We start from the raw sequence: 23,846 nt of genomic DNA, 5'->3' as shown, positions 1-23,846 counted from the left end.
TGATGGTCGAGGCCTTCGCCCAGATCGACAAGGAGGAGATCGACCCCATCCTCAGCATCACGGCCAAGGCCGCCTGATCATGATCTCAGGCCATCTCACGATTTACACCACGTTGACGGACGTGACCCCGCGATGGCCTCCGGGGCCGTCGGAGCGTTTGAGGCGGGCAGGCCCAACGAGAACATTTCCTTCTCAAAGGTTTGGCGGGTTACCTACGCCTCCCGGGGCTGCCTGCGCTGCCTGGAGCCTTCGACTTGAACCTTGCGCGATCAGCCTTCGGAACGGCGCTGCCCGGTGCCTTTCCAGCAGTGTTCCCAGCTTGGAGCGCACGTGGCTTTCGAGGGAGGGGCTCGGCATCTTGTACTCGGGGGGGTGCGCCGGATGATCTCCTTGCAGCCTTCGCTTCTTTGCCGCCAGCCTCAGTTGTGAGCGCGAGGGCCCGCCTTTCAGGCGAGTGCTGCGCGACAGATTTCGCCGGCTTCTCCCCGGCGAGATGCACATCGGACCCACCGCGCCTGGAAGGCGCTCTTGTATCCAGCGGATTCCAACGGGACTGCGGCGATGCACCAGGATATGCCTCGGGTCGAGGGGGTTTTGCCGCACCCCGGATCGCGCGCGGACGCTCGGCCGGAGATGTGCCGCGTTCGGGGCGGTCAACGGACGGCTCGTCCGGCAGGCGTCGCATGGTCAGACCCGGTTCGAGTTCGATCTGCCCGCCGAAGCGCGGGGCCTGCGCCGCCGCGATCTGCACGAAGGTTTCGTCCTGGCGCACCCGGATCAAGCCGATGGCGTCGCGGGTGATGCCGCCCCCCTCGCAGATCTTCGGCAGCAGCCAGCGCGCCTCGGCCCGTCCGGTATGGCCGACCGACAGCGCGAACCAGACCGCGTCGCCGAATTCGCCGCGCGGGCGCGGCGCTGGCGGCGCACCCGGGGCCGGCGTCTCCGCAAGCTCCTCGGGCACTGGCCGCCCCTCGCGCCAGAGGCGCACGAAGGCCGAGGCGACGACTTCCGCGCCGAAGCGTTCCAGCAGCAGCGCGGCGGTGTCCACCTCGTCGCCCGGCTCGGCGGTGAGGACCGGATGCTCCAGCACCCGCGCATCATCGCGCGCGCGCACATCGTCGGCCGAGGGCGCCTTGCCCCATTCTGCCTCGACCTTCGCGCCTTGCAGCAGCCGCTGCGCCTTCTTGTAGTCGGCCGAGGTGACGACCAGCGCCGACACTCCCTTTGCCCCCGCCCGCCCTGTGCGGCCCGAGCGATGCAGGAGCGTTTCGGCGTTCGTCGGCAGATCGGCGTGGATCACCAGTTCCAACCCGGGCAGGTCGATGCCCCGCGCGGCAACATCCGTGGCAATGCAGACGCGTGCCCGGCCGTCGCGCAGCGCCTGCAGCGCATGGGTGCGCTCCTGCTGGCTCAGTTCGCCCGACAGTGCCACGGCCTTGAAGCCGCGATTGCCCATCCGGGCGAGCAGGTGGTTCACGTTGGCCCGCGTCTTGCAGAAGACGATGGCCGTCGGCGCCTCGTGAAAGCGCAGCAGGTTGAAGATCGCGTTCTCGCGGTCGCGCGCCGCCACGCTGAACGCGCGATAGGCGATGTCGCCGTGCTGGCGCGCCTCGCCCTGCGCGACGATTCGGAGCGCGTCCTTCTGGAACTCGGTCGCCAGCTTCGAGATGGCGGGCGGCACGGTGGCCGAGAACATCAGCGTGCGGCGGTCCGCGGGTGCAGACTGCAGGATGAACTCCAGATCCTCGCGGAAGCCAAGGTCGAGCATCTCGTCGGCCTCGTCCAGCACGCAGGCGCGCAAGGCCGACAGATCGAGGCTGCCGCGTTCCAGGTGGTCGCGCAACCGACCGGGGGTACCCACGACGATCTGTGCGCCCCGCGCCAGCGCCCGGCGTTCGGTGCGATAGTCCATGCCGCCCACGCAGGTCGCGATCTGCGCGCCCGCATCGGCATAAAGCCAGCCAAGCTCGCGCGCGACCTGCAGCGCCAACTCGCGGGTCGGCGCAATCGCCAGCGCTAGGGGCAGCCCGGTATCCAACAGCCGGTCGCCATCGAGGATGTCCCCGGCCGTCGCCAGCCCGAAGGCCACCGTCTTGCCCGAGCCGGTCTGGGCCGACACCAGGATGTCTCGCCCCGCCGCCTCGGGGGCCAGCACTGCCTGCTGAACAGAGGTGAGGCTGTCATAGCCCTTGGCAGCCAGGGCCGCGGCCAGCGGCGCGGCGAATTCGAGATCGGTCATTTATACTTACCAGGAGAGGATGCCGCGCATCCGATGAGCGGCACCATGCCTTCGCGGTGGGACCCCATGCCCCGCCACGCCGGAATCTTCGGGCCGAAGGACGCGCGCTTACCTGCGAGGCGGGCACGAGTCAATGGAAGCCTCAGACTTCGGACTGGGGAGGCTTCACGGTCGGCGCGCTGTCTCGAACAGCGGGCAAGCAAAATCGATCCGGAATCGCCCATCCGGGACGTGGCAACCGAACACCAGTGCGTCGCCCTACACCGCCGCCGGCCGGACGAAGCCCGCGCTCGCCTTCATCAGCGTGCGGGTATAATCGCTCGACACGTCGCCCGACGCGAGCGCGCCCTTGCCCAGCTCCTCGACTGCGCGGCCGCCCTGCATGACGAGCAGCCGGTCGCACATGTGATCGATCACCGCCAGATCGTGGCTGACGAACAGATAGGTCAGAGCCCGCTCGCGCCTGAGTCGCGACAGAAGGTTCAGAATCTCGGCCTGAATCGAGGCGTCGAGCGCGCTGGTCGGCTCGTCCAGCAAAACGACGGTCGGTTCCAAGATCAGTGCGCGGGCAATCGCGACTCGCTGACGTTGGCCGCCCGACAACTGATGCGGCAGGCGGAAGCGGAAGGCGGGGTCCAGCCCGACATCGGACAATGCCTGCGTGACGCGGTGGTCCGTCCGGGGGAAACGGTGGATCGCGAGCGGCTCGGACAGGATGCGATCGATCGTGTGGCGGGGGTGCAGCGAGCCATAGGGATCCTGAAAGACCATCTGCACCTGCCGGGTGAAAGCCTTGCTGCGGCGCCTTTCCAGCGGCTGCCCGTCCAGCAGGACGCGCCCGCCGGCGATCGGGGCAAGTCCGCAGATCGCGCGCAGCACAGTGGACTTGCCCGATCCGGATTCACCGACCAGCCCACAGGACGCGCCGGGCTCGACCCGGCACGACACCGAATCGACGGCGAGGACCCGCCGCGCTCCCTCGCCGAAGACGACCGACAGGTTTTCCACCTCGATGCGGGGCGGCGCGCTCAAGCGTGGCTCCATGCGTCCTGGCGCTGCAGGGTGGGCAGGTCGCCCTGCCCGCCACCGATCCGGGGCAGGCAGTTGAGCAGGCCCTGCGTGTAGGGGTGCTGCGCCTCGGCCAGCTGCTGCGCTTCGATCTCCTCGACGATGCGGCCGCGATACATCACCAGCACACGATCGCAGAAGGTGGATACCAGCCGCAGGTCGTGGCTGATGAAGATCAGCCCCATGCCGCGCCGGCGCACCAGGTCGTCGAGGATGCGCAGCACTTCGAGCTGCACGGTCACGTCCAGCGCGCTGGTCGGCTCGTCCGCGATCAGCAGTTCGGGTTCCGTCACCGTCATCATGGCGATCATCACCCGCTGGCCCATGCCGCCAGACAGTTCGTGCGGATAGGCGGCGAGCACGCGTTCGGGGTCGCGGATCTGCACCTCGGTCAGCATGTCGAGCGAGCGGCGGCGGATTTCATCACGGGGGGGGCGGCCGTGGACGCGCAGCGCCTCGGCGATCTGGCGGCCCACGGTCATCACCGGGTTCAGCGAATAGCGGGGGTCCTGCATCACCATCGAGATGCGGCGGCCGCGGACCCTGCGCATCTGCCGTTCGGGCAGATTGCGCAGATCGGTGCCGTCGAAGGTCAGGCGGCTCGCCTCGACCCGGCCGGGCGGGCGAATGAGGCTCAGGATGGCACGGCCGGTCATCGACTTGCCCGACCCGGATTCGCCCACGATGCCGACCCGCTCGCGCCCGACATCGAAGGAAATGGCGCGCACCGCATGGAACGGGCCGCGGCGGGTGTCGAAGGTCACGGAAAGGTCGCGGACGGACAGCAGCGGCTCGGTCATTTGGTGGCCGCCCTCGGGTCCAGCACGTCGCGCAATGCGTCGCCCAGCAGGTTGAAGCCGAGGCTGACGGTCAGAATCGCGATGCCGGGGATGGTGGCGACCCACCAGTGCGACAGCAGGTATTGCCGCCCGGTCGAGATCATCGCCCCCCATTCGGCCTGCGGCGGCTGCGCGCCGAGGCCGAGAAATCCCAGGCCTGCCGCCGTCAGGATGATGCCCGCCATGTCCAGCGTGACCCGCACGATCACGGAGGACAGGCACATCGGCATGACATGCCCGGTGATGATCCGGAACGTCCCCGCCCCCTGAAGGCGTGCGGCGGCGATGTAGTCGGACCCGCGCACCGTCAGCGTCTCGGCCCGGGCGACGCGCGCATAGGCGGGCCAGGCCGTCAGCGCGATGGCGAGGACCGCGTTGAAGATGCCGGGGCCGAGCGCCGCCACAAAGGCCATCGCCAGGATCAGCCGGGGGAAGGCCAAGAAGATGTCGGTGATCCGCATGAGGATCCGGTCGGTCCAGCCGCCGAGCGTGCCCGCCACGGTGCCGACAATCAGCCCGAACACCGGCGCCGTCACGGCCACCAGCGCGACGATGTAAAGCGTGACGCGCGCGCCATAAACGATGCGCGAGAAGACGTCGCGGCCCAGTTCGTCGGTGCCGAGCAGGTGCCCCTCCCATCCCGGCGGGTTCAGGCGACCGGGAAGATTCTGGGCATTCGGCGGATGCGTCGCAATCCAGGGCGCAAACACCGCCATCAGCACCAGCAGCACGATGATCCCCAGGCCGATCATTGCCAGCCAGTTCGACGACAGCGTCTGCCAGGCGTTCCAGAACGCAATGCTGCGAGCCTGGAAGCGCGAGCGGGGCGTGTCGGTGGCGAACCACTCGCGGATCGTTGGCGGGGTCTGGACGCCGCTCATCGCGCCCTCGGATCGACAAGAGTGTACAGGATGTCGGACAGCAGGTTCATGACGATGAACATGGCCCCGATCACCAGCGTGCCGCCAAGGACGGCGTTGAAGTCGGCCGCGAACAGCGCCTGGGTGATGTAAAGGCCGAGGCCCGGCCATGCGAACACGGTTTCGGTCAGCACCGATCCCTCCAGCAGCCCGGCATAGGAGAGAGCGATCACCGTGATCAGCGGCACCATCGCGTTTCCCAGCGCATGGACCCAGACCACCCGCCATTCCGGAACGCCCTTCACGCGGGCGGCGATCACGTATTCCTGCCCTAACTGTTCCAGCATGAAGGACCGCGTCATCCGCGAGATATAGGCCATCGAGAAATAGCCCAGCACCCCGGCCGGCAGCACCACATGGGCAAGCGCGTTGCGGAACACGTCCCACGCATCCGACAGGGCGCTGTCGATGATGACCGATCCGGTCACGCGCGTGACCTCAAGCTCGTAGATGAACTGCTCGGTCACGTCGAGCCTCCCGGGCCCTGCGGTCCAGCCCAGCTGGCCATAGAAGATCAGCAGTGCCACCAGCCCAAGCCAGAACACCGGCATCGAATAGCCCAGAAGCCCCACCACCCGGATGACGTGGTCGGGCCATCGTCCCTGGTTGACCGCGCCGATGACGCCCGCCGGGATCCCCAGCATCACGCCGATGATCGTGGCGATCGTCGCCAGTTCAAGCGTTGCGGGAAAGGTGCGGCGGATATCCTCGACGACAGGACGTGAGGTCAGGTTCGAGTGGCCGAGATCGCCCGTCACCACGTCGCCCACATAGTCGACGAACTGCACCGCCAGCGGCCGGTCGAGCCCCATCGCCTCGCGCGCGGCCTCGTACTGGGCCTGCGTTGCCCGGTCGCCCACGACGGCCAGCACCGGGTCCAGCGGCACGACCCGGGCGATGAGGAACGTCACCAGCAGCAGGCCGAACAGCGTGACGACGAGCGAGAAGGCGAAGCCTCCCACTCGTTTCACAACGTGGGGGAGGCCGGACGAACCGAAGCGCGCGCGACCGGAGCCGCGCGGGTCTTCGATGTCGGCGGGGGTCATCGCCCGCGTTTACTGCGGCGTCTTCGTCACCGGCCAGTAGAAGGCCGAGGCGACGGCGCCGCCAGCCGTGAAGCCCTCGACGTTCGGCTGCATCGCCGTCTGCTCGATCCGCTGGAAAAGGATGATGAAGGGCGAGGATTGCTGGCTGATGCGCTGCATTTCCTCATACATGCCGCGACGGGTCGCCTCGTCCTGTTCGACCACGGCGGCCTCGACCATCGGCGTCGTCTCGGTCGCCGGATAGGCGTTGCGCCAAGCGAGATTGCCGGTCAGCTGCGCCTCGTCCGAGTTGTCGGGGTTCAGGGCGAAGACCGAGGCGTTGGTGTGCGGGTCGGGATAGTCCGGGCCCCAGGTTTGCAGCGTCAGTTCGTGGTTGCGGGCGCGATAGATCGACAGCGCCTCGGCCCCCGTGACGGAACGGATCGACATGGTGATGCCCACCTGCGCCAGCGTGCCCTGCATCGCCTGGCTGATGTCGATGCGTTCCTGTTCGTTGCGGATCAGCATCTCGATCTCGAACCCATCAGGATAACCCGCCTCCGTCAGCAGTGTCCGTGCCCGGTCAAGGTCCAGCGAGAACGGTTCGTCCTCGATGGCGCCCAGGAATCCGGCGGGCAGGAACGATTGGTGCACGACGTTCGTGCCGTTCACGATCGTGTCGGCCATGCCCTGATAGTCGATCGCGTATTTCAGCGCCTCGACCACCTGCGGATTGGCGAGGATCTCGTTCTTCTGGTTGGCCGAGACGTAGTAAAGCTGGCCGCGCAGGTTGTCCTCGATCTTGACGCCCTCGTTGTCGCGGATGGCCGCGACGTCGGTCGGGGTCATGTTCCGCGCCATGTCCACGTCGCCGGCTTCCAGCAGCAGGCGCTGGGTCGCCGGCTCCAGCACGTGCCGGATGAAGACCCGCTGCATGACGAGGTCACCCGCGCGATGCCAGTTGGGGTTTGCCTCGAGGATCACCGACTCGTTCGGGGACCACGAGCGCAGCGCATAGGGGCCGGAGCCGGCCGAGTTGCGGCTGAGCCAGGCGTTGCCGAAATCCTCGCCCTCGGCGTTGGCGGCAACCGTTTCCATGTCCACGATCGAGCCTGCCTCGGCGGTCAGCGCGTTATAGAGGAAGGTCGCCGCGAAGGGGCGGTCGGTCTCAATCACCAGCGTGCGGTCGTCGGTGGCGCGAACCTTCTGATCGACGTTTTCCGGTGTCAGGCCGAACTGGCCGATCACGAAGGAAGGGGTCTGGTTCAGTTTCACCACCCGCTGCAGCGAGAAGGCGGCGTCCTGCGCCCGCACGGGGTTGCCGGATGCGAACTGCCTGCCCTCGGTCATGGTGAAGGTGAAGGTCATCCCATCTTCGGACACGGACCATTCCGACGCGAGGCCGGGGATCGGCGTCAGCGTCTCGGGGTCGAGTTCGACCAGCGTCTCGTAGATGTTGTTGATCTGATCCTGCCCCGAGAACTCGAAGCTCTGCGCCGGGTCGAGCGAGATCATGTCGTCGATCGACGTGGCGATCACCAGCGTGTCGGGCGGCGTTTCGGCCAGTGCAAGGGGGGTCGCCAGAACGCTGCCCAGCAGCACCGTGCTGGCCAGAAGGTGGGTGCGGACATGGAACACGGGTCAAACCTCTCGTGCGGACGGGCGAAAATCGGGGTTGCGCGGATAGCAATTGTGCCTTCACGCTATGTCAGGTTTCTGTTTGTGGCAAACGGCTTGTGCGTTCCCCGCGTGAGCGGCGGGCTTGCCGATGGCGCATTGGGACGAGTGATGGATGTCCCGAGCGCGGGGGGTGTTTCTTGCAGGATTCAGCAGGCGAAACGCAGCGAGCGGCAGTTATCCCACAGATCTCGCGCGCCTCGACCTTCGCGTTTTCGCCGATCCGCAGGCGGGTGATCCGCCGGCCGCTGGTCTCCACAACGTAGAGCCAGCGCTCCTCGGCGTCGAAGCGGATTTCGTTCGTGAAGGCGAAGCTGTCGGCGACGATCCGGGCGCCGCGCTCATCCAGGACGGCAACGTAGCCGTCGGCGACGTTCTGGCTGATCGCGGACATCCAGTTGCGGATCCGTGTCGAGACGGTGATCCAGATGCGGCCGCGGCGATCGCGCAGGACGAAGTTCACCTTGCCGACCGGCTGCCCGTTGATCCGGTCAAGCAGGACCTCGGTGCGGGAGCCGTCGTGGGACATCCGCTCGAGCCGGTCTGTGCCGAAATTCGAGATCAGGAAGCTACCGTCACGGTCGAAGGCGAGGCCATTCGGCAATGTTGTCGTGGGCGTGAAGCGATCGGTTTCGTCCTCGGCCGCCGCGAAGCTGTCGTCCTGCACCTGCGCGATCAGGCTCTGGCTGCCATCGGCGCCGATGCGCATCACGCCGCCGCGCGCGTCGGCCGACCAGAGTGTGCCGTCGCGCTCGGCCAGGATGCACTCGGGGCGTTGCAGGGCGCGTCCGACGTGGCGCACGCTGGCGGGATCGACCTAGAAGCCGTCAATCGCGTTGCGCGCCATCAGAACCCCATTTGATCGCCGCCCTTCAGGGCCAGGATCTCGCGCGCGTCGGCGGGGGTGGCGATTTCCAGCCCGAGCTCCTCTAGGATGCGGCGGATCTTGCTCTCCTGCTCGGCGTTGGAGCGCGCGAGCTTGCCGGCGCCGATATAGAGGCTGTCCTCCAGCCCGACTCGGACGTTGCCGCCCATCATCGCGGCTTGGGTAATCAGCGGCATCTGGTGGCGGCCCGCACCGAGGACCGACCAGCGATAGGCATCGCCGAACAGCTTGTCGGCGGTTTGCTTCATGAACATCAGGTTCTCGGGCGCCGCGCCAATACCGCCCAGGATGCCGAAGATCATCTGGATGAAGAACGGCGGCTTCAGCAGGCCGCGATCCACGAAGTGGGCGACGTTGTAGAGGTGGCCGACGTCATAGCACTCATGCTCGAACCGCGTGCCATGCGCCTCGCCCAGGTTCCTGAGGATGTATTCGATATCCCGGAACGTGTTGCGGAAGATGAAGTCGTCGGTGCCTTCGAGATAAGGCTTTTCAGTCGTGCTTCCAATGGCGGTCCTTCCACGCCATCGGGAAGATGCCGAAGTTCATCGAGCCCATGTTCAGCGAGGCCATCTCAGGCTTCGCCGCAATCGCACCTTCGAGCCGCTGCTCCATCGTCATGGTCAGTCCACTGCGGTGGTGATGTTCACCACGGCGTCGGTTGATTGCTTGATCCGAGGCAGTAACTGCCCGAACACCTCCGCAGATGGCGAGGGCCGGCCGTCGTTCGGATCGCGGGCATGCAGGTGCAGGATCGCGGCGCCGGCTCCGGCGGCCTCGATCGCGGATAGCGCGATCTCGTCGGGCGTGATCGGCAGCGCGTCTGACATGGAGGGCGTGTGGATGCCGCCCGTCACGACGCAGGTGATGATGACCTTGTTGGGTTTGGTCGCCATGAAGTGGCGTCCCTTAATCCTCGATGATGGCGACGGCGCGGGTGAAGCCGGCCGAGCCGGCCTCGATCTTGAACGGGAAGCACGACCTGCCGGATGCCGCGGAGCTTCGTCTCCGAGGGTCAGTCCATCCGGTGTTCGATGAGCCGGCCTGGGTGCCGAGGCGGCATAGTGAGCGCGATCAGTGATGCAAAGAGTCGGCAAAGTATGCCGACCTGGACCATGAAAGGCGGAGTACAGGCAGCGCGCGCCAATCCGAAAAACCAAATCGTCTGAGATAGTGAGTGGCGGAGAGGGTGGGAAACGCCGATCATTGGAATACCGGCCACATTTCAATCAGTTAGGACTGCTTCATCGTAAGTTTTGTAGCGCAGGTTGCAGCGCGAACTGTAACAGAGACGCCACCTCGCGACGATACCACCCTGCGCGCATCTTGACCAGCTGCAGCGCCCACGAAAAGGGCAAGGGCGGGCCCTACTCTGACCGGTTGCTGAATTAGTCGGCGTGCTGGGGGTAGTAGAACTTCGGACATTCCGGGATCGTCTGGGAGCGTCACATCGACTCGACGGGGCTCTGCGAACGGCGGATCATCTCTTCGCAGTCGTCTTCGCGGCTACCCGATGCTGCGCTTCACGCGGGATGCCCGCTCGAAGACCCTGCCGTCCGCTATCACGCCAATCTCTCACATATCCCGCGTCAACCATAGGGCGATGTCGGGCCACAGGATCACCGCCACCACCAGCAGCGTCAGCGCGGCCACGTAGGGCAACACCGCCCGCGCCGCGGCGATGAGGTTCACCCGTGCGATACCGCAGGTAACAAAGAGGCTCGCCCCCACCGGTGGCGTGATGAGGCCGACAGCGAGGCCCATCACCGTAACGATCCCGAAATGCACCGGGTCGATCCCGACCTGCCGCGTCATCGGCCAGAACACCGGCACCAGGATGATGATGGCGGCACCAAGGTCGAGGATCATCCCCGCCACTAGGTAGACCGCGAGGATCAGCAGCAGCAGCACCGTGGGATTGCCGGTCAGTTCGAGGATCAGCCGGGCGGCCTCCTGCGGCACCTGTTCGCGCGTGATGATCAACCCATAAAGGGTCGCGGCCGAGATCAGCAGCAAAACGACGCCGTTTGTGACGGCGGTGTCGAGCATGATCCGCGGCAGGTCGCGCCAGCGGATGCTGCGGTAGACGACCATGCCGACCAGCAGCGCGTAGGCGACCGCGAGAACCGACGCCTCGGTCGGCGTAGCGATGCCGAAGCGGATCGAACCGATGATGACCACGGGCATGAAGAGGCCCCAGAGGCTGGCGACGAAGGCCCGCCAGACCGCCCCCGGCGTGGGCCGTGGCCCGCGCGGATAGCCGGCGCGCATCGCCATCCACCAGGTCACTAAGATCATCACCGCCGCCATCAGCAGCCCCGGAATCAGCCCGGCGATGAAGAGCCGCCCGACCGAGGTGCCGGTCACCACCCCGTAGATGATGAGCGGCACCGAGGGCGGGATCAGCACCGAGATGAGCGAGCCCGCCGCCACCACCGCGGCGGAATAGGCGCCGCCATAGCCCTTGGCCTGCATCTCGGGGATCATCACGCCCCCGATCGAGGAGGCCTCGGCTACGGCCGACCCAGTCATGCCGCCCATGATGGTGCCGGCGCCGATGCTGGCGTGGGCAAGCCCGCCCCGCATCCATCCCAGCAGCGCATAGGCGAGATTCATGATGTCGCGGGCGATGCCGCTGCGTGACATCAGCTGCCCAGCCAGCAGGAAGAACGGGATCGCCAGCAGGATGAAGCTGTCCATCGCCGCCGTCATCCGCTGCCCCACGAGGGTGGGCGGGATGCCGCCCCATGTCAGCGCCGCGAGGGAGGCGATCATCAGCGCAAAGCTGACCGGGACGTTGATAATCAGAAGGACGACGAAGCTTCCCAGCAGGATCGCTGTCAATGGGCGTCCTCCGGGTCCTGTGACGGCGGTGTCCGGCCGGTGATCCAGCCCAGCAGCACGTCGAGGGCGATCATCAGCGCCATTGCGCTGTAGCCCGCGTAGATCCAGCCCATGGGCACTCTGAGGATCGCCGATGGCTGATGGGCGGCAATGCCGATGAGTCGCGCATTGGTCCATAGGGTGTAGAGGCAGAGCGCCAGCACCAAAGCCTCGACCATGCGCGCCGAGAAGGTCTTCAGCCGCGCCGAAGGAACATGGTCCACGGCGCCGAGCGCGATATGGGCGCGATACCGCCAGGCGAGCCAGGCCGAAAGATAGGACACCCAGATGAAGGCGAAACGCGAGAATTCCTCGGTCCAACTCAATGGGTTGTCGAAGACGTAACGGGCGACGACCTGAATGAGGCTCGCGATGGTCATCGCCGCGAGCCCCGCGATCAGCACGGCCATGACGCCGCGCTCGAGCCATGCCCAGGCGCGGGCCAGGCCCTCGCGGCCGGTCCACGCCTGCGCGCTCACTCGCCGATCGCCTTGATCTGCTCGATCATGTCCTGATCAAGTTCGGACTGCGAGGCGGCGATGTCGCGCACGGCCTCACGGAACGGTGCGGTATCGACCTCGATCACCTCCATGCCGTTCTCCTTCAGCTTCTCCAGGTTTTCGGCTTCCAGTCGCGTGGCCTCGCTGCGCTGGAAAGCGGTCGCCTCGGTCAAGGCGTCGGTTACGATCGTCTGCTGCTCGGGGGTCAGGCTATCCCATTTCGACTGGCTCATCAGCACGACATGGGGGCCGAAGACATGCCCGGTCAGCATCAGGTAGTCCTGCACCTCCCAGAGCGAGTTGACGTAGGTGATGGTGATCGGGTTCTCCTGCGCGTCGATCACGCCCTGGCCAAGGCTGGTGAAGACCTCGCCCCAGGCCATCGGGATCGGCGCCGCGCCGAGCTTCTCGAAGGCGGCGATATGGACCGGGTTCTGCATGGTCCTGAGCTTCAGGCCGTCCAGATCCTCGACGGCGCGGATCGGCTCGTTCGCGGTCAGGTGCCGCCAGCCGTTCTCCCACCAGCCGAGACCCTTGATCCCGGTGCCGTCGAACTCGGCCAGCAGCGCGGTGCCGATCTCGCCGTCGAGGACGGTCTCGACATGTTTCGAATCGCGGAACAGGAACGGCAGGTCCACGACGCCGATCCCGGGTGCGAAGGACAGCAGTGGTCCGGTCGAAATCACGGCCATGTCCACGGTGCCGAGCTGCAGCCCCTCGGCCAGCTCACGCTCCTCGCCGAGCTGGCGGTCGGGATAGGCCTCGACCGTGACCTCGCCGTTCGTTGCCTCGGCGACGCTGTCGGCGAAACGCATCAGGGCGAGATGGGTGGGATGCTCGGACGTGGTGCCGTGACCGGCCTTGATGACGACCTCGGCCGCGACGGGCTGGGCGCCGACGGCGATCAGCGCGACGAGTGACAGGGTTCTGAACATGGGATCCTCCTCTAACTCGGTTCAGCGAGCGATGCGGCGCATGCCGCAGCCCAGTGGGCGCGCGAGGCGGCCAGCCCCGCACGGATCGTTTCAAGCGGCGCCGGGTCGGGCGCGCGGACCGGGTCGCCGCGGCCGGGTCGGCGCAGCCGCAGCGGCAGTTCGAGGCCGCAGGGCGGGGCAGGGCGCGCGGCGAGGGCGCGGGCGACGGCGGTCCAGTCGATCAGCCCCTCGCCCAGAGGGCAGAAGCGCCAGGCGCCGGCGCCGTCATCGGCGATGTCCTTGAGGTGCAGGTGCACCACATGCCGCAGGGCATGGGGCAGGTCGTCGTCCGGCCGGGTGCCGCCGCCGGAATAGGTGAAAACGTTGCCGGCGTCATAATTCAGCCCGACGCCGGGATGGTTGATACGCGCCATCAGCGCCGCCCCCACTCGCCCGTTGCCGATCAGGTCGCCCGTGCCATGGCCGGGATTCTCGAGCGCGAGCGTCACCCCCGCCGCTTCGAGTTCGGGCAGCGCGCCCTCAATCACGCGGAGAATCGCACACTCGTCGGCGGCGGGCCCCGCATTGGTGATAAGGATCGCCGCGCCCAGCCCGGCGGTGAAACCGATGCGGCGAGCGAGCATCGCGGGCGCATCGGGATGCGACAGGTCGAAATGCGCCGACACCGCCGGGGCCGTCAGCCCATGCGCCGCAAGGCGCCGGCGCAGCGCGGCCGCGTCCTCGACCCCGAGGTCGCGCTCGTCGAAATCCACATAGCCGCGGATGAAGGCCGGCTCCACCCCCGTCATCCCCAGCGCCGCCAGCACCTCGAGCGCGACGTCCAGCGGGTGGCCGTCAAAGGCAACCGTTGATACCGAGAGCGCGGGGCCGTCCACCTCAGCCGCGCACGATCAGCTCGGACGCTTCCCTGACCTTCGCCGGCGTCAGCGCCTCCCGCCAGTCGTCGCGGACGACCACCGACTTGGCAAAGCGCATCAGCCGCAGCGCCGCATCCGAGGGGACCTTGGGCGAAAAGCCGAACCACATGGCGATCTCGACATTCAGGTGCCCGATCAGGAAGTCGAGCGCCGCCTGCCGGTCGATGCCGTATTTCTCGGCGCATTCGTCCACCGCCTCGACCATCGTGTCGACGAAGGGCATGGCGACCATCTCCGACAGCCCCGGCTCGAGGATGGCCAGCTGCTCCAGCGTGACGCGATGGGTGCAGATGATCGGCCCCCACATCGCCTCGCAGATGGCGGCGCCGCGGGCATAGTCCTCCTCCGGCCCCTGCATCAGCGCGCAGACGATCGCCTGCGGGGCTACCCCGCCGTGATAGTCGTGCCGCTCCTCCGGCGTCTTGACATCGCTGAAGAGCGGCGGATGGCAGGGGTGGCCGACGAAATAGGTGATGTCGGCGCGCTCGGGCAGGACGCCGGCATAGGGGGCGGCCGCGTCGAGGATCAGGATCATGGTGCCGGGCGCGACCTGCGGCACGATCTCCGACGCGACCTTGCCGATGATCTGGTCAGGCAGCGCGAGGACGATGACCTCGGCCTCGTGCAGCGCCTGCGCCTGCTCCCGGACCTCAATATCGGCTTCTGCCAGCCGCGTCCGCCCGGCCGCGCCGATCTCGACCGCACGCACGTCGTAACCCGCGTCCCGCAGCTTGCGCGTGATACGAAGCCCCATCTTCCCCCCGGCACCGAGCACTGCGATCCGCACCGCCATCTGAAGCCTCCGCTGTTGACTGATCATACCAGTATTCCGGTTGGGTGAGTTCTGTGTCAACAAAACAAAATCGTTGCCCAACCCTGCACTGGTATAGTCAGCTTGCGACCGGGAGGAGGCACGATGGAAGTCACGCTGGAGCAGGGGCAGGTCGCGGCGCGGATCGATGACGGGGCAGTCACGCGGCTGGCAGCGCATGGCGTCGAGGTCCTGCGCGGCCTCGCCTGCATCCTGCGTGACGCGGACTGGGGCACCTATGCGGCCGAGGATGTGCAGGACGAGGTGGGGGCGACAGGCTTCATCCGGCGCTGCCGGTATGCGGGCGGCGCGGTGGAAGGGGAGGTCCGTTTCACCGTCACGGCCGGCGGCCTCGACGCCGAAGCGCGGCTGATCTGCCACGCCCCGCTCGACGTCAACCGCGCAGGTTTCGTGGTGCTGCACCCGCTCTCGGGGGTCGAGGGGGCGCCGCTGACTGTGCGCCATCCGGACGGCAGCACCGAGGAGACCCGCTTCCCCCAGGAAATCGCCCCGGCCCAGCCGGTCCGCGACATCGCCGGCCTTGCGCACGAGGTTCACGGCGTTCCAGTCGAGATCAGCTTCAAGGGTGAGGTCTTTGAGATGGAAGACCAGCGGAACTGGACCGATGCGTCGTTCAAGACCTACTGCCGCCCGCTGTCGCTGCCGCGGCCGTTCATGCTGCGTCCGGGCGAGGTGATCCGGCAGCGAGTGCGCGTCGCCGTTGGCGCGCGCCGTGCCGCCGGGCAGACCGGGGCAGGCGCCGCCGCGGTGCCGGCTCGCTTCCCCGCCATCGCGCTCGCCGCCGAGCCGGCCTGGGGTCCGGCGCCGGACGCAGGGACGCTCGCGGGCAGCGGCGCGCGGATGTTGCAGGCGCGGGTTGGAGTGGGCGAGTGGGACGACTGGCTCGCTGCCGCGGCGTGGGCCGCTGATGCGGCGGGCCTCGGCCTCGCCGTCGAACTGGTGGGCGATCCGGGCGACGCGCCGCGGCTCGCGGCGGTGCTGGCGACGTCAGGGGTCCGCCCTCGGCGCGTCTCCGGCATCGCCCCCGCCTGGCTCGCGAGCCGCCAGCCCGAGGAGCCTTGCCCGCCCGGCCCCGGCCCCGCCGACTTCGCCCGCGCCCTGCGCGCTGCCTTCCCCGACGCCACGGCCGCCACCGGCCTCTACACCTGCTTCACCGAACTCAACCGCTCGCGCCCCGACCCCTCGCATGGCGACGTCGTCAGCCACGGCACCGCCGCCATCGTCCACGACGCGAGCGATGCCGCGGTTTTGCAGACGGCCGAGGCGCTGCCCGCCGTCTTCGCGTCGTCGCGCCGGATCGCCGGGGACCGGCCGCTCGCGCTGAACCTCTGCGCCATCGGCATGCGGAGCAATCCCTACGGCGCGGCGCTGCGGCCGAACCCGCAAGGGCAGCGTTTGACCATGACCGACCGCGACCCGCGGCAGGGCACCGACTTCGCCGCCGCCTTTGCCGTCGCCGCCTATGCCGCGGCCGCGCAGGCCGGGGCCGAGGAGATCGCCCTCGCCGCGCCCTCCGGCCCCTTCGCGGCGCAAGGTCCGCTTGCCGATGCCATCCGCGCGCTCGCCGCTGTCGCGGCCGGAACCCCCCGCGCGCTGCCCGTGACTGCCCCCGACATCACCGGCATCGCCAGCGACCGCGGCGCGGTCCTCGCGAACACCGGCGAGGCTCCCACCACCGTCGCCGGCCGCAGCCTGCCGCCCGGCCAGTGGCTCGTCCTCGACGAGGCCTTCGCATGACCCACCGCGGTTGCCTCATCGGCTGCGGCTTCTTCGCGCGGAACCACATGCACGCCTGGACCGACTTGCCCGGCGCGCGGATCACCGCCGTCTGCGACACCGACCGCGCCCGCGCCGAGGCCTTCGCCCGCGACTTCGGCGTCGCTAGCATCTACACCGACGCCGCCGAGATGCTCGCTGCCGAGCGCCCCGACTTCTGCGACATCGCGACCACGCCGCCCTCGCATCGCGCCCTTGTGGAACTAGCGGCGCCCCACGCGCGCCTGCTGATTTGCCAGAAGCCTATCGCCGACACGCTCGAGGACGCCCGCGCCATGGTCGCGGCCTGCGAGGCGGCGGGCGCGGCCCTCGTCATTCACGAGAACTTCCGCTGGCAGGCGCCGCTCGTCCGAATGAAGGCGGTGATCGAGCAGGGCGGCATCGGCACCCCGCGCCACGGCCGCTTCGAGTTCCGGCACAAATGGGACGTCTATGCCGGCCAGCCCTACCTCGCCGAATTTCCGCGCCTCGCCATCATGGACGTGGGCGTTCATGTCTTCGACCTCGCGCGGCATTTCATGGGCGAGGCGGCGGCGATCACCTGCGAGACGCAGCGCCGCAACCCGCGTGTCGCGGGCGAGGATGCCTTCACCGTGCTGACCCGCCACGCCACCGGCGACGTGTCGGTCTGCGACGTGTCCTTCCATTCGCGCTACGACCCCGAGCCCTTCCCGCAGGTCTGGGCGCGGGTCGAGGGCGACGAGGGCACGATCGAACTGCTGCCCGGCCATCGCCTGGTCATCCACGGCGAGGCGGGGCGGGTGGAGGAGGACGGGGAGCCACCCGTGCCTGCGTGGGGCGAGCGACCCTGGCATGTCGTTCAGGACAGCGTTCGCAGGTTTCAGGCGCATGTCATCGACGTGCTCGACGGCCGAACCATGCCGCAGCCCTCGGGTGCGGACAACGTCAGGACCCTCGCGCTCTGCCTCGCGGCCTATGAGTCGGCCGAGACGGGGCGGCGGGTCACACTGGAGGCGCAGACATGACGCAGCGAATCGAGGCCGACTACCTGATCGAGACCCCGCGCGACCCCGCGCGCGCCGCTGAAGACATCGCGGGCGAGCAGTCCTCGGGCACCTTCGTCGCCGTGCCGGGCGAGGACGCGCCCGGCGTCATCGCCGCCCGCGCGCGGGTCGAGCGGCTGGAGCTGCTGGACCAATCCGACACGCCCGCGCTGCCCGGTGCGCGCGGGCCGGGGCCGTTCCGGCGGGCGGCGGTGACGATCAGCTGGCCGCTCGACACCATCGGGCCGTCGCTGCCGAACCTCGTGGCGACCGTCGCGGGCAACCTGTTCGAACTCGCCGCGCTCTCGGGCATCCGGCTTCTCGATCTGCGCCTGCCCCCGGCCTTCGGCCACCGCTACCCCGGACCGCGCTTTGGAGTCGCCGGCACCCGCCGGCTGTCGGGCGTCGCCACGGGGCCGCTGATCGGCACCATCATCAAGCCGAGCGTGGGCCTCAGCCCCGAGGAGACCGCGGCGCTGACACGGCGGCTCTGCGAGGCGGGGATCGACTTCATCAAGGACGACGAGCTGCAATCGGACGGCCCGGCCTGCCCGTTCGAGGCCCGCGCCCGCGCTGTGCTGGTCGAGATCGACCGCCACCGCCAGCGGACCGGGCGCAACGTCCTATTCGCGCTCAACATCACCGGCGAGATCGACGAGATGCGCCGGCGTCACGACTTCGTCGTGGAGCTTGGCGGCAACTGCGCGATGGCGAGCGTCAACTCGGTCGGGCTGGCGGGGATGGTTGAACTCGGCCGCCATTCGCTGCTGCCGATCCACGCGCATCGCAACGGCTGGGGTGCGATGACCCGCGCGCCGATGCTGGGGTGGTCCTTCCCGGCCTGGTCGAAGCTCTGGCGGCTCGCCGGGGCCGATCACCTGCATGTCAACGGCATCCGCAACAAGTTCACGGAAGACGACGAGAGCGTCGTCGCTTCGGCCCGCTCGCTGCTGACGCCGCTCTGGACCGAGCGGCCCTGCGTGACGATGCCGGTGTTCTCTTCCGGGCAGACGGTATTCGAGGCTCATGACACCTATGCCGCGATCGGCACGGATGACCTGATCCATGCGGCGGGCGGCGGCATCCTCGCGCATCCGCAGGGGCCGAAGGCCGGGGTGGAGGCGATGCGCGCGGCATGGACGGCGGCGGCCGCGGGCGAGCCGCTAGACGAGGCGGCGGCGGCATTCCCGCCTCTGGCGGCAGCAGTGGAGGCTTACGCGCGATGAGCCTGCCCAACGGCCCGCTGGTCGCCTGGTATGGCGACGACTTCACCGGCGCGGCGGCCGTCGCCGAGGTGCTGGAGTTTGCGGGCCTGCCATCGATGGTCTTCCTGAGCGCGCCCGATCCCGCCGTGCTGGCGCGCTTCGGCGTGGGCTTGCGCGGCATCGGCATCGCCGGGGACGCGCGGGCGCGCTCGCCCGAGTGGATGGACCGCGAACTTCCGGAGGTGTTCCGCTGGCTGGCGGAGACGGGCGCGCCGGTGCGGCACTACAAAGTCTGCTCGACGCTCGATTCCTCGCCCCAGACCGGTTCGATCGGCCGGGCTATGGAGCTGGGACTGGCGGCACTTGGCGACCGCGCTGGCGCACTCCCGGTGCTGATCGGGGCGCCGGGCATGGGCCGCTGGGTTGCCTTCGGCCAGCTTTTCGCGCGGGCGGGCGACGGTATCCACCGGCTCGACCGGCACCCGGTGATGGCGCGCCATCCGGTGACGCCGATGGACGAGGCAGACATTGCGCGGCACTTGGCGCGGCAGACGGAGCTGCCGACGGCGAACCTCATGCTGTCTAATCTGGTGAGTGAAAGCGCGGTGCGAGCATCCTGGCGGTCAGCGGAAGCGGGTGCCCGCGCCCTTGTCCTCGACTCCGTGGACGAGGCGCAGATGGCGCTGCTCGGCCGCATCCTCTGGGACGATGCCCCCCGCATCCCGTTCGTCGTCGGTAGTCAAGGAGTCGAAATGGCCCTTGTCGCCCATTGGCGCGAGGCCGGGCTGTTGCCGCCACCGCTCGCGCCGCGCGGCCTCGGCCGGGCCGAGCGGTTCGCGGTGGTCTCCGGCTCGGTCTCGCCCACGACGGCCGAGCAGATCGCGGCGGCGGAGGCAGCGGGGTTCGTGACCATTCCGCTCGACACCCCGGCCATCGCCGCAGGGAACGGGGACTTGAGCAACGCCGTCGAACAAGCCCTCACCGCTCTTGCCTCCGGCCGCTCGCCGATTGTCCACAGCGCTCTCGGTCCAACCGACCCACGGGTTGCCACGGTAAGCACGCCCGACGCGGGCGACCGCATCGGCGCCGCCCTCGCGCATGTCCTCGGCGCCCTCATCGACCGCGGCGGCGTCACCCGTGCCATCATCGCGGGCGGCGACACCTCGGGCCGCGTGGCGCAGGCCCTCGGCGTCGCGGCGCTGCGGCCGCTCGCCCATGTAGCGCCCGGCGCCTCGGTCATGCGCGCCTTCTCCTCGGCGCCGGTCCGCGACGGGCTGGAGCTCGTCCTCAAGGGCGGCCAGATGGGTCCGCCCGACCTTTTCGCGCGCGTGCGGGACGGCCACGCGCCGGAAGCCGACAAGACGCGGGATCACCGCGCGACCACCAGCCGACCAACCTCAACGGGAGTAACGCTATGCAGACCCTGACCCTCGCTGCGGCGCTCGCCGCCGGCACCGTGCTGAGCGCGGGCGCCGCCTCGGCCGCCAATATCTGCTTCGCCTTCCAGGACCTCGAGACCGAGTTCTGGGTCGCTGGCCACCAGGCCATTACCACCGCCCTGCAGGAGGGCGGCCACACGGTGATCGAGCGCAACGCCAACGAGGACGCGAACCGCCAACTCGAGCAGGTCCGCGACTGCATTGCGCAGGGCGTGGACGGCATCATCATTATCCCGCAGGACGGCGAGAGCGCGGCCACGATCGTGAACGAGGCGCAGAATGCCGATGTGCCGATTGCCGTCTTCAACCGCCCGCCCTCGGACCTCTCGAAGGGCATCATCGTCGTCGCCGACAACGCCACCATCGCCGAGCAGGCGGTGGACTTCGCGCTGACGAAGGCGATCGAGCGGGCGGGTGGCGAGCCGGTGCAGCCGCTGATCCTCGTGGGCGACCTCGGCGATCCGAACGCGGTCGGCCGCCGCGCCGGCTTCAACGCCGCGGTCGAGAAGCACGGCGACGCGGTCGCCACGCCGATCGAGGTAGCCTCGAACTGGGATGCGGCCACGGCGCTCTCGAACCTCGAGGCGGCGGTGACGGCGAATCCGAACATCGACATGCTCTTCACCTCGTCGGACTTCCTCTTCCCGACGATCCGCTCAGTCCTCGAGCCGAGGGGCATGTGGAAGGCGGCGGGCGAGGAGGGGCATGTGGTGATGGCCGGCCTCGACGGTGACGCGACCGCCTGCAGCCTGATCAAGGAGGGGTATGTGGACGCGACCGGCGTGCAGGACCTCTATTTCGAGGCCGACGCCGCGCTCGAGGCGCTGCTTGCCGCGATGGAGGCGGGCGAGGCGCAGCCGAACCAGGTGATCGAAGATCCGGGCTTCGCGCTCACCACCGACAACATCGGCGAGCGCGAGATGGACATGTGGGGCTGCGTGCTGCTGGCCGAGGGCTTCCTGAACAAGTGACCGATCGGGGCGGCCGCCGCGCGCCGCCGCCCCATCCCCTTCCGGCCGATGAGGTGCGCTCTTTTCATGACGTTTCCGGCATGACCGCCATCGACGCCCCCGCGCCGGTCCCGGCCCGGCAGCGCCGCGGCTTCCTCGCCCGGCTGCTCGGGTCCGAGTATTTCGTCCTGTGGCTGACCGTGGGCTACTTCCTCGTCCTGCTGCCGTTCCTTCCGACGCTCGGGACGCCGGCGAACCTCGTTAACTTGCTGTCGAACATGTGGCCGCTGCTGGTCGTCGCCATCGGCCAGACCTTCGTCATGGCGGTCGCGGGCATCGACCTGTCGCAGGGCGCGGTCATGGCGCTAACCTCGACGCTTGCGGCGGCGTTGCTGGCCACCGGCGCGGACCCGGCGGTGCTGGCCAAGGCGCCAATCTGGGGCGTCCTGCTGTCCGAACGCGGCGGGCTGCTGGACGGGCGCGGCGGTGTGGGCCTCGCGCTCGGGCTGGGCCTAGCCGTGCTGGCGGCGGTCGCGGTCGGCCTCATGAACGGCATCGCCGTCGCGCGCTTCCGCATGCCACCCTTTATGGTCACGCTAGTCGCCATGATGATCGCCGGGGCCTTCGCCATCTGGCTCACCCAGTCCGAGAACATCCGCAACCTGCCCGAGCAGTTCATTGCGCTCGGCAAGGGCGACATCGTCTCGGTCTATTTCGGCGCCCGGACCGAGTCGCAGCTGCCGCGCCGCGAGGTCTATCCGCTCGTCACCTACCCGGCGATCGTTGCGATCATCGTTGCCGTCCTCGCCCACTGGCTGCTAGAGCGCACCGTCTTTGGCCGCCAGGTGATCGCGGTCGGGGCCAACCGGCGCGCGGCCGAGATCTCGGGTGTCCCGGTGGTCCGGGTGCTGATCCTTGCCTTCGCGCTCTCGGCCCTTTTTGCGGCGATCGGCGGGCTCCTCTATGCCGCCCGGTTGGAGGCGGGGCGGCCGACGCTTGGCAGCGGAACGTTTCTGCTCGACGTGATCGGGGCCACAGTGATCGGCGGCACTTCGCTTTTCGGCGGCAAGGCGCGGGTGATCTGGACCGTGTTCGGGGTCGCCTTCTTCGTGCTGCTGTCGAACTCGCTCAACCTGATGAACCTGTCGTCCTTCCATGTGGACATGGTGAAGGGCGCGGTGATCCTCGGCGCGGCGCTCCTTGACGTGGCCCGCACGCGCCTGACGCGACAGGCGCTGCCATGAGCGCGCTGCTGACACTGGAGGGCCTCGGCAAGGACTGGTTCGGCGTGCCGGCGGTCGAGGGACTGACGCTTTCGATCGCGCCCGGCGAGGTGCTGGGCCTGATCGGCGAGAACGGGGCGGGCAAGTCGACGCTGATGAACATGATCGGCGGCGTCGTGCCGCCGACCCGCGGGCGGATGCTGTGGGAGGGGCAGCCCTATGCCCCGGCAAGCGCCGCCGATGCCACCGCCGAGGGCGTCGCCTTCATCCACCAGGAGCTGAACCTCTTCGGCAACCTCTCGATCGCCGAGAACATCCTGATCGACGGCTTCCCGCGCCGCATGGGCCTGATCGACCGCCGCGCGATGGCCCGCGCGACCGAGGCGCTGATGGCGCGGCTCGATCTCGACCTCTCGCCCGACCGCCCGGTCGGCACTCTCGTCGCGGGCGAGAAGCAGCTGGTCGAGATCGCCAAGGCGCTCCACCGCCGCGCGCGCCTCATCATCTTCGACGAGCCGACCACCTCGCTCACCACCCGCGAGATCGAGCGGCTGTTTTCGCTGATCGACCGCCTGCGGGCCGAGGGGACGGCGATGATCTACATCTCGCACATCCTCGGCGACGTGGTGCGGGTGGCGGACCGCGTGGCGGTGCTGCGCGACGGCAGCCTCGTCGGTGAGGGGCCGGTGGACGACTTCCCGGTGCCGCGGATGATCCACAGCATGATCGGCCGCGAGCTGGCCGACGTCTTCCCGCCCCGCCGCATCGCGCCACCCGACGCACCGCCGGTGCTGGAAGTCGAGGGCCTCTCCGCCCCCGGCGTGATCGAGGACGTGAGCCTCACCGTCCGCGAGGGCGAGGTCGTGGGCCTCTTCGGCCTCATGGGCGCGGGCCGCAGCGAGTTGGCCCGCATCCTCTTCGGCCTCGACCCGGCCGAGCGAGGGCGGGTGCGCCTCGGCGGCCAGGCGCTCCACGGCGGCCCGCGCGAGCGGATCGCGGCGGGGATGGGCTTCGTGACCGAGAACCGGCGCGAGGAGGGTCTGATGATGGACGCCTCGGTCCGCGACAACCTTGCCCTCGCGGCCTTGGGCCAGTTCGCCGCCGGGCCGCTCGGCCTGGTCGACCGCGAGAAGGTTGGGGCGGCGGCGCAGGCGATGCAGCAGGACCTGCGGATCAAGGCCGCCGACCTCGCTCGCCAGCCGGTGCGGTCGCTCTCGGGCGGGAACCAGCAGAAGGTCGTCTTGGGCAAGTGGCTTCTCAGCCGCCCGCACCTGCTGATCCTCGACGAGCCGACCCGCGGCGTCGACGTGGGCGCGCGGGCCGAGATCTATGCCATCGTCAACCGTCTGGCCGAGGAGGGCTGCGGCGTGCTGATGATCTCCTCGGAACTCGACGAGCTGAAGGGCATGTGCGACCGCATCGCCGTGATGCGCGGCGGCGAGATCACCGGAGAGCGATCGCGCGCCGGTGGCTACCGCGACGCCGACCTCGTGGCGCTGGCTTTCGGCGAGCAGGCCGCGGCATGACG

19 protein-coding genes and 1 pseudogene are annotated in these 23,846 nt (G+C 68.8%); 7 read left to right on the top strand and 13 right to left on the bottom strand.

Annotation, left to right across the window (positions count from 1 at the left end):
- Positions 1-208 precede the first annotated feature (208 nt).
- The 13 genes and pseudogenes from GI374_RS17105 to GI374_RS17045 form a co-directional block, all read right to left on the bottom strand.
- Complete coding sequence (locus GI374_RS17105) at positions 209-2,239, bottom strand: DEAD/DEAH box helicase (protein WP_154338251.1); 2,031 nt, start codon at positions 2,237-2,239, stop codon at positions 209-211.
- A gap of 258 nt (positions 2,240-2,497) precedes the next feature.
- Positions 2,498-3,271, bottom strand: coding sequence for an ABC transporter ATP-binding protein (locus tag GI374_RS17100; RefSeq protein ID WP_229583468.1), 774 nt, complete (start codon positions 3,269-3,271; stop codon positions 2,498-2,500).
- Positions 3,268-4,107, bottom strand: a complete 840-nt coding sequence (locus GI374_RS17095) for an ABC transporter ATP-binding protein (RefSeq protein WP_154338249.1) — start codon at positions 4,105-4,107, stop codon at positions 3,268-3,270. Before GI374_RS17095 ends, GI374_RS17100 begins: the two co-directional genes overlap by 4 nt.
- Positions 4,104-5,027 (bottom strand): ABC transporter permease, encoded by a 924-nt coding sequence (locus GI374_RS17090; protein WP_154338248.1) that lies wholly within the window; start codon positions 5,025-5,027, stop codon positions 4,104-4,106. The genes GI374_RS17095 and GI374_RS17090 overlap by 4 nt, the downstream gene beginning before the upstream one ends.
- A complete protein-coding gene (locus GI374_RS17085; RefSeq protein ID WP_370515438.1) occupies positions 5,024-6,028 on the bottom strand; it encodes an ABC transporter permease in 1,005 nt (334 codons plus the stop codon). The genes GI374_RS17090 and GI374_RS17085 overlap by 4 nt, the downstream gene beginning before the upstream one ends.
- A 93-nt stretch (positions 6,029-6,121) precedes the next feature.
- On the bottom strand, positions 6,122-7,729 hold the full coding sequence (locus GI374_RS17080) for an ABC transporter substrate-binding protein (protein WP_370515437.1): 1,608 nt from the start codon (positions 7,727-7,729) through the stop codon (positions 6,122-6,124).
- Positions 7,730-7,799: 70 nt separating this feature from the next.
- A complete protein-coding gene (locus GI374_RS17075) occupies positions 7,800-8,570 on the bottom strand; it encodes an SMP-30/gluconolactonase/LRE family protein (protein ID WP_370515436.1) in 771 nt (256 codons plus the stop codon).
- A 44-nt stretch (positions 8,571-8,614) separates the two neighbouring features.
- Positions 8,615-9,550, bottom strand: a pseudogene (locus GI374_RS17070) (3-keto-5-aminohexanoate cleavage protein).
- A 679-nt stretch (positions 9,551-10,229) separates the two neighbouring features.
- Positions 10,230-11,498, bottom strand: coding sequence for a TRAP transporter large permease (locus tag GI374_RS17065; RefSeq protein ID WP_154338246.1), 1,269 nt, complete (start codon positions 11,496-11,498; stop codon positions 10,230-10,232).
- On the bottom strand, positions 11,495-12,016 hold the full coding sequence (locus GI374_RS17060) for a TRAP transporter small permease (RefSeq protein WP_154338245.1): 522 nt from the start codon (positions 12,014-12,016) through the stop codon (positions 11,495-11,497). Before GI374_RS17060 ends, GI374_RS17065 begins: the two co-directional genes overlap by 4 nt.
- A complete protein-coding gene (locus GI374_RS17055) occupies positions 12,013-12,972 on the bottom strand; it encodes a TRAP transporter substrate-binding protein (RefSeq protein ID WP_154338244.1) in 960 nt (319 codons plus the stop codon). Before GI374_RS17055 ends, GI374_RS17060 begins: the two co-directional genes overlap by 4 nt.
- An 11-nt stretch (positions 12,973-12,983) precedes the next feature.
- Positions 12,984-13,847: a sugar phosphate isomerase/epimerase gene (locus tag GI374_RS17050; RefSeq protein ID WP_154338243.1), complete on the bottom strand. Its 864-nt coding sequence runs from the start codon at positions 13,845-13,847 to the stop codon at positions 12,984-12,986.
- Position 13,848: 1 nt separating this feature from the next.
- Positions 13,849-14,682: a phosphogluconate dehydrogenase C-terminal domain-containing protein gene (locus GI374_RS17045; RefSeq protein ID WP_154338242.1), complete on the bottom strand. Its 834-nt coding sequence runs from the start codon at positions 14,680-14,682 to the stop codon at positions 13,849-13,851.
- A 123-nt stretch (positions 14,683-14,805) separates the two neighbouring features.
- On the opposite strand from GI374_RS17045, the gene GI374_RS17040 reads away from it, so the two are divergent.
- The 7 genes from GI374_RS17040 to GI374_RS17010 all read left to right on the top strand — a co-directional run bounded on the left by GI374_RS17040 (position 14,806) and on the right by GI374_RS17010 (position 23,844).
- Complete coding sequence (locus GI374_RS17040) at positions 14,806-16,458, top strand: hypothetical protein (RefSeq protein ID WP_154338241.1); 1,653 nt, start codon at positions 14,806-14,808, stop codon at positions 16,456-16,458.
- Positions 16,455-17,483: a Gfo/Idh/MocA family protein gene (locus GI374_RS17035; protein ID WP_154338240.1), complete on the top strand. Its 1,029-nt coding sequence runs from the start codon at positions 16,455-16,457 to the stop codon at positions 17,481-17,483. Before GI374_RS17040 ends, GI374_RS17035 begins: the two co-directional genes overlap by 4 nt.
- Entirely contained in the window at positions 17,480-18,727 is a 1,248-nt protein-coding gene (locus tag GI374_RS17030; RefSeq protein WP_154338239.1) for a ribulose-bisphosphate carboxylase large subunit family protein, read from the top strand. The genes GI374_RS17035 and GI374_RS17030 overlap by 4 nt, the downstream gene beginning before the upstream one ends.
- A complete protein-coding gene (locus GI374_RS17025) occupies positions 18,724-20,133 on the top strand; it encodes a four-carbon acid sugar kinase family protein (protein WP_154338238.1) in 1,410 nt (469 codons plus the stop codon). Before GI374_RS17030 ends, GI374_RS17025 begins: the two co-directional genes overlap by 4 nt.
- A complete protein-coding gene (locus GI374_RS17020; RefSeq protein WP_154338237.1) occupies positions 20,121-21,116 on the top strand; it encodes a sugar ABC transporter substrate-binding protein in 996 nt (331 codons plus the stop codon). The genes GI374_RS17025 and GI374_RS17020 overlap by 13 nt, the downstream gene beginning before the upstream one ends.
- An 80-nt stretch (positions 21,117-21,196) precedes the next feature.
- Positions 21,197-22,339, top strand: a complete 1,143-nt coding sequence (locus GI374_RS17015) for an ABC transporter permease (protein ID WP_154338236.1) — start codon at positions 21,197-21,199, stop codon at positions 22,337-22,339.
- On the top strand, positions 22,336-23,844 hold the full coding sequence (locus GI374_RS17010) for a sugar ABC transporter ATP-binding protein (RefSeq protein ID WP_154338235.1): 1,509 nt from the start codon (positions 22,336-22,338) through the stop codon (positions 23,842-23,844). Before GI374_RS17015 ends, GI374_RS17010 begins: the two co-directional genes overlap by 4 nt.
- The last annotated feature ends 2 nt before the right edge of the window (positions 23,845-23,846 follow it).

Origin of the sequence: Paracoccus sp. S-4012 (assembly GCF_009674885.1) — a bacterium.
Classification (GTDB): Bacteria; Pseudomonadota; Alphaproteobacteria; order Rhodobacterales; family Rhodobacteraceae; genus Paracoccus.
This window is presented reverse-complemented; position numbering and strand designations above follow the sequence as displayed.

Coding starts and splice junctions, on each gene's coding strand:
- GI374_RS17105 (WP_154338251.1), bottom strand. CDS start 2,239: ATGACCGATCTCGAATTCGCCGCGCCGCTGGCCGCGGCCCTGGCTGCC.
- GI374_RS17095 (WP_154338249.1), bottom strand. CDS start 4,107: ATGACCGAGCCGCTGCTGTCCGTCCGCGACCTTTCCGTGACCTTCGAC.
- GI374_RS17090 (WP_154338248.1), bottom strand. CDS start 5,027: ATGAGCGGCGTCCAGACCCCGCCAACGATCCGCGAGTGGTTCGCCACC.
- GI374_RS17055 (WP_154338244.1), bottom strand. CDS start 12,972: ATGTTCAGAACCCTGTCACTCGTCGCGCTGATCGCCGTCGGCGCCCAG.
- GI374_RS17045 (WP_154338242.1), bottom strand. CDS start 14,682: ATGGCGGTGCGGATCGCAGTGCTCGGTGCCGGGGGGAAGATGGGGCTT.
- GI374_RS17040 (WP_154338241.1), top strand. CDS start 14,806: ATGGAAGTCACGCTGGAGCAGGGGCAGGTCGCGGCGCGGATCGATGAC.
- GI374_RS17035 (WP_154338240.1), top strand. CDS start 16,455: ATGACCCACCGCGGTTGCCTCATCGGCTGCGGCTTCTTCGCGCGGAAC.
- GI374_RS17030 (WP_154338239.1), top strand. CDS start 17,480: ATGACGCAGCGAATCGAGGCCGACTACCTGATCGAGACCCCGCGCGAC.
- GI374_RS17025 (WP_154338238.1), top strand. CDS start 18,724: ATGAGCCTGCCCAACGGCCCGCTGGTCGCCTGGTATGGCGACGACTTC.
- GI374_RS17020 (WP_154338237.1), top strand. CDS start 20,121: ATGCAGACCCTGACCCTCGCTGCGGCGCTCGCCGCCGGCACCGTGCTG.
- GI374_RS17015 (WP_154338236.1), top strand. CDS start 21,197: ATGACCGCCATCGACGCCCCCGCGCCGGTCCCGGCCCGGCAGCGCCGC.
- GI374_RS17010 (WP_154338235.1), top strand. CDS start 22,336: ATGAGCGCGCTGCTGACACTGGAGGGCCTCGGCAAGGACTGGTTCGGC.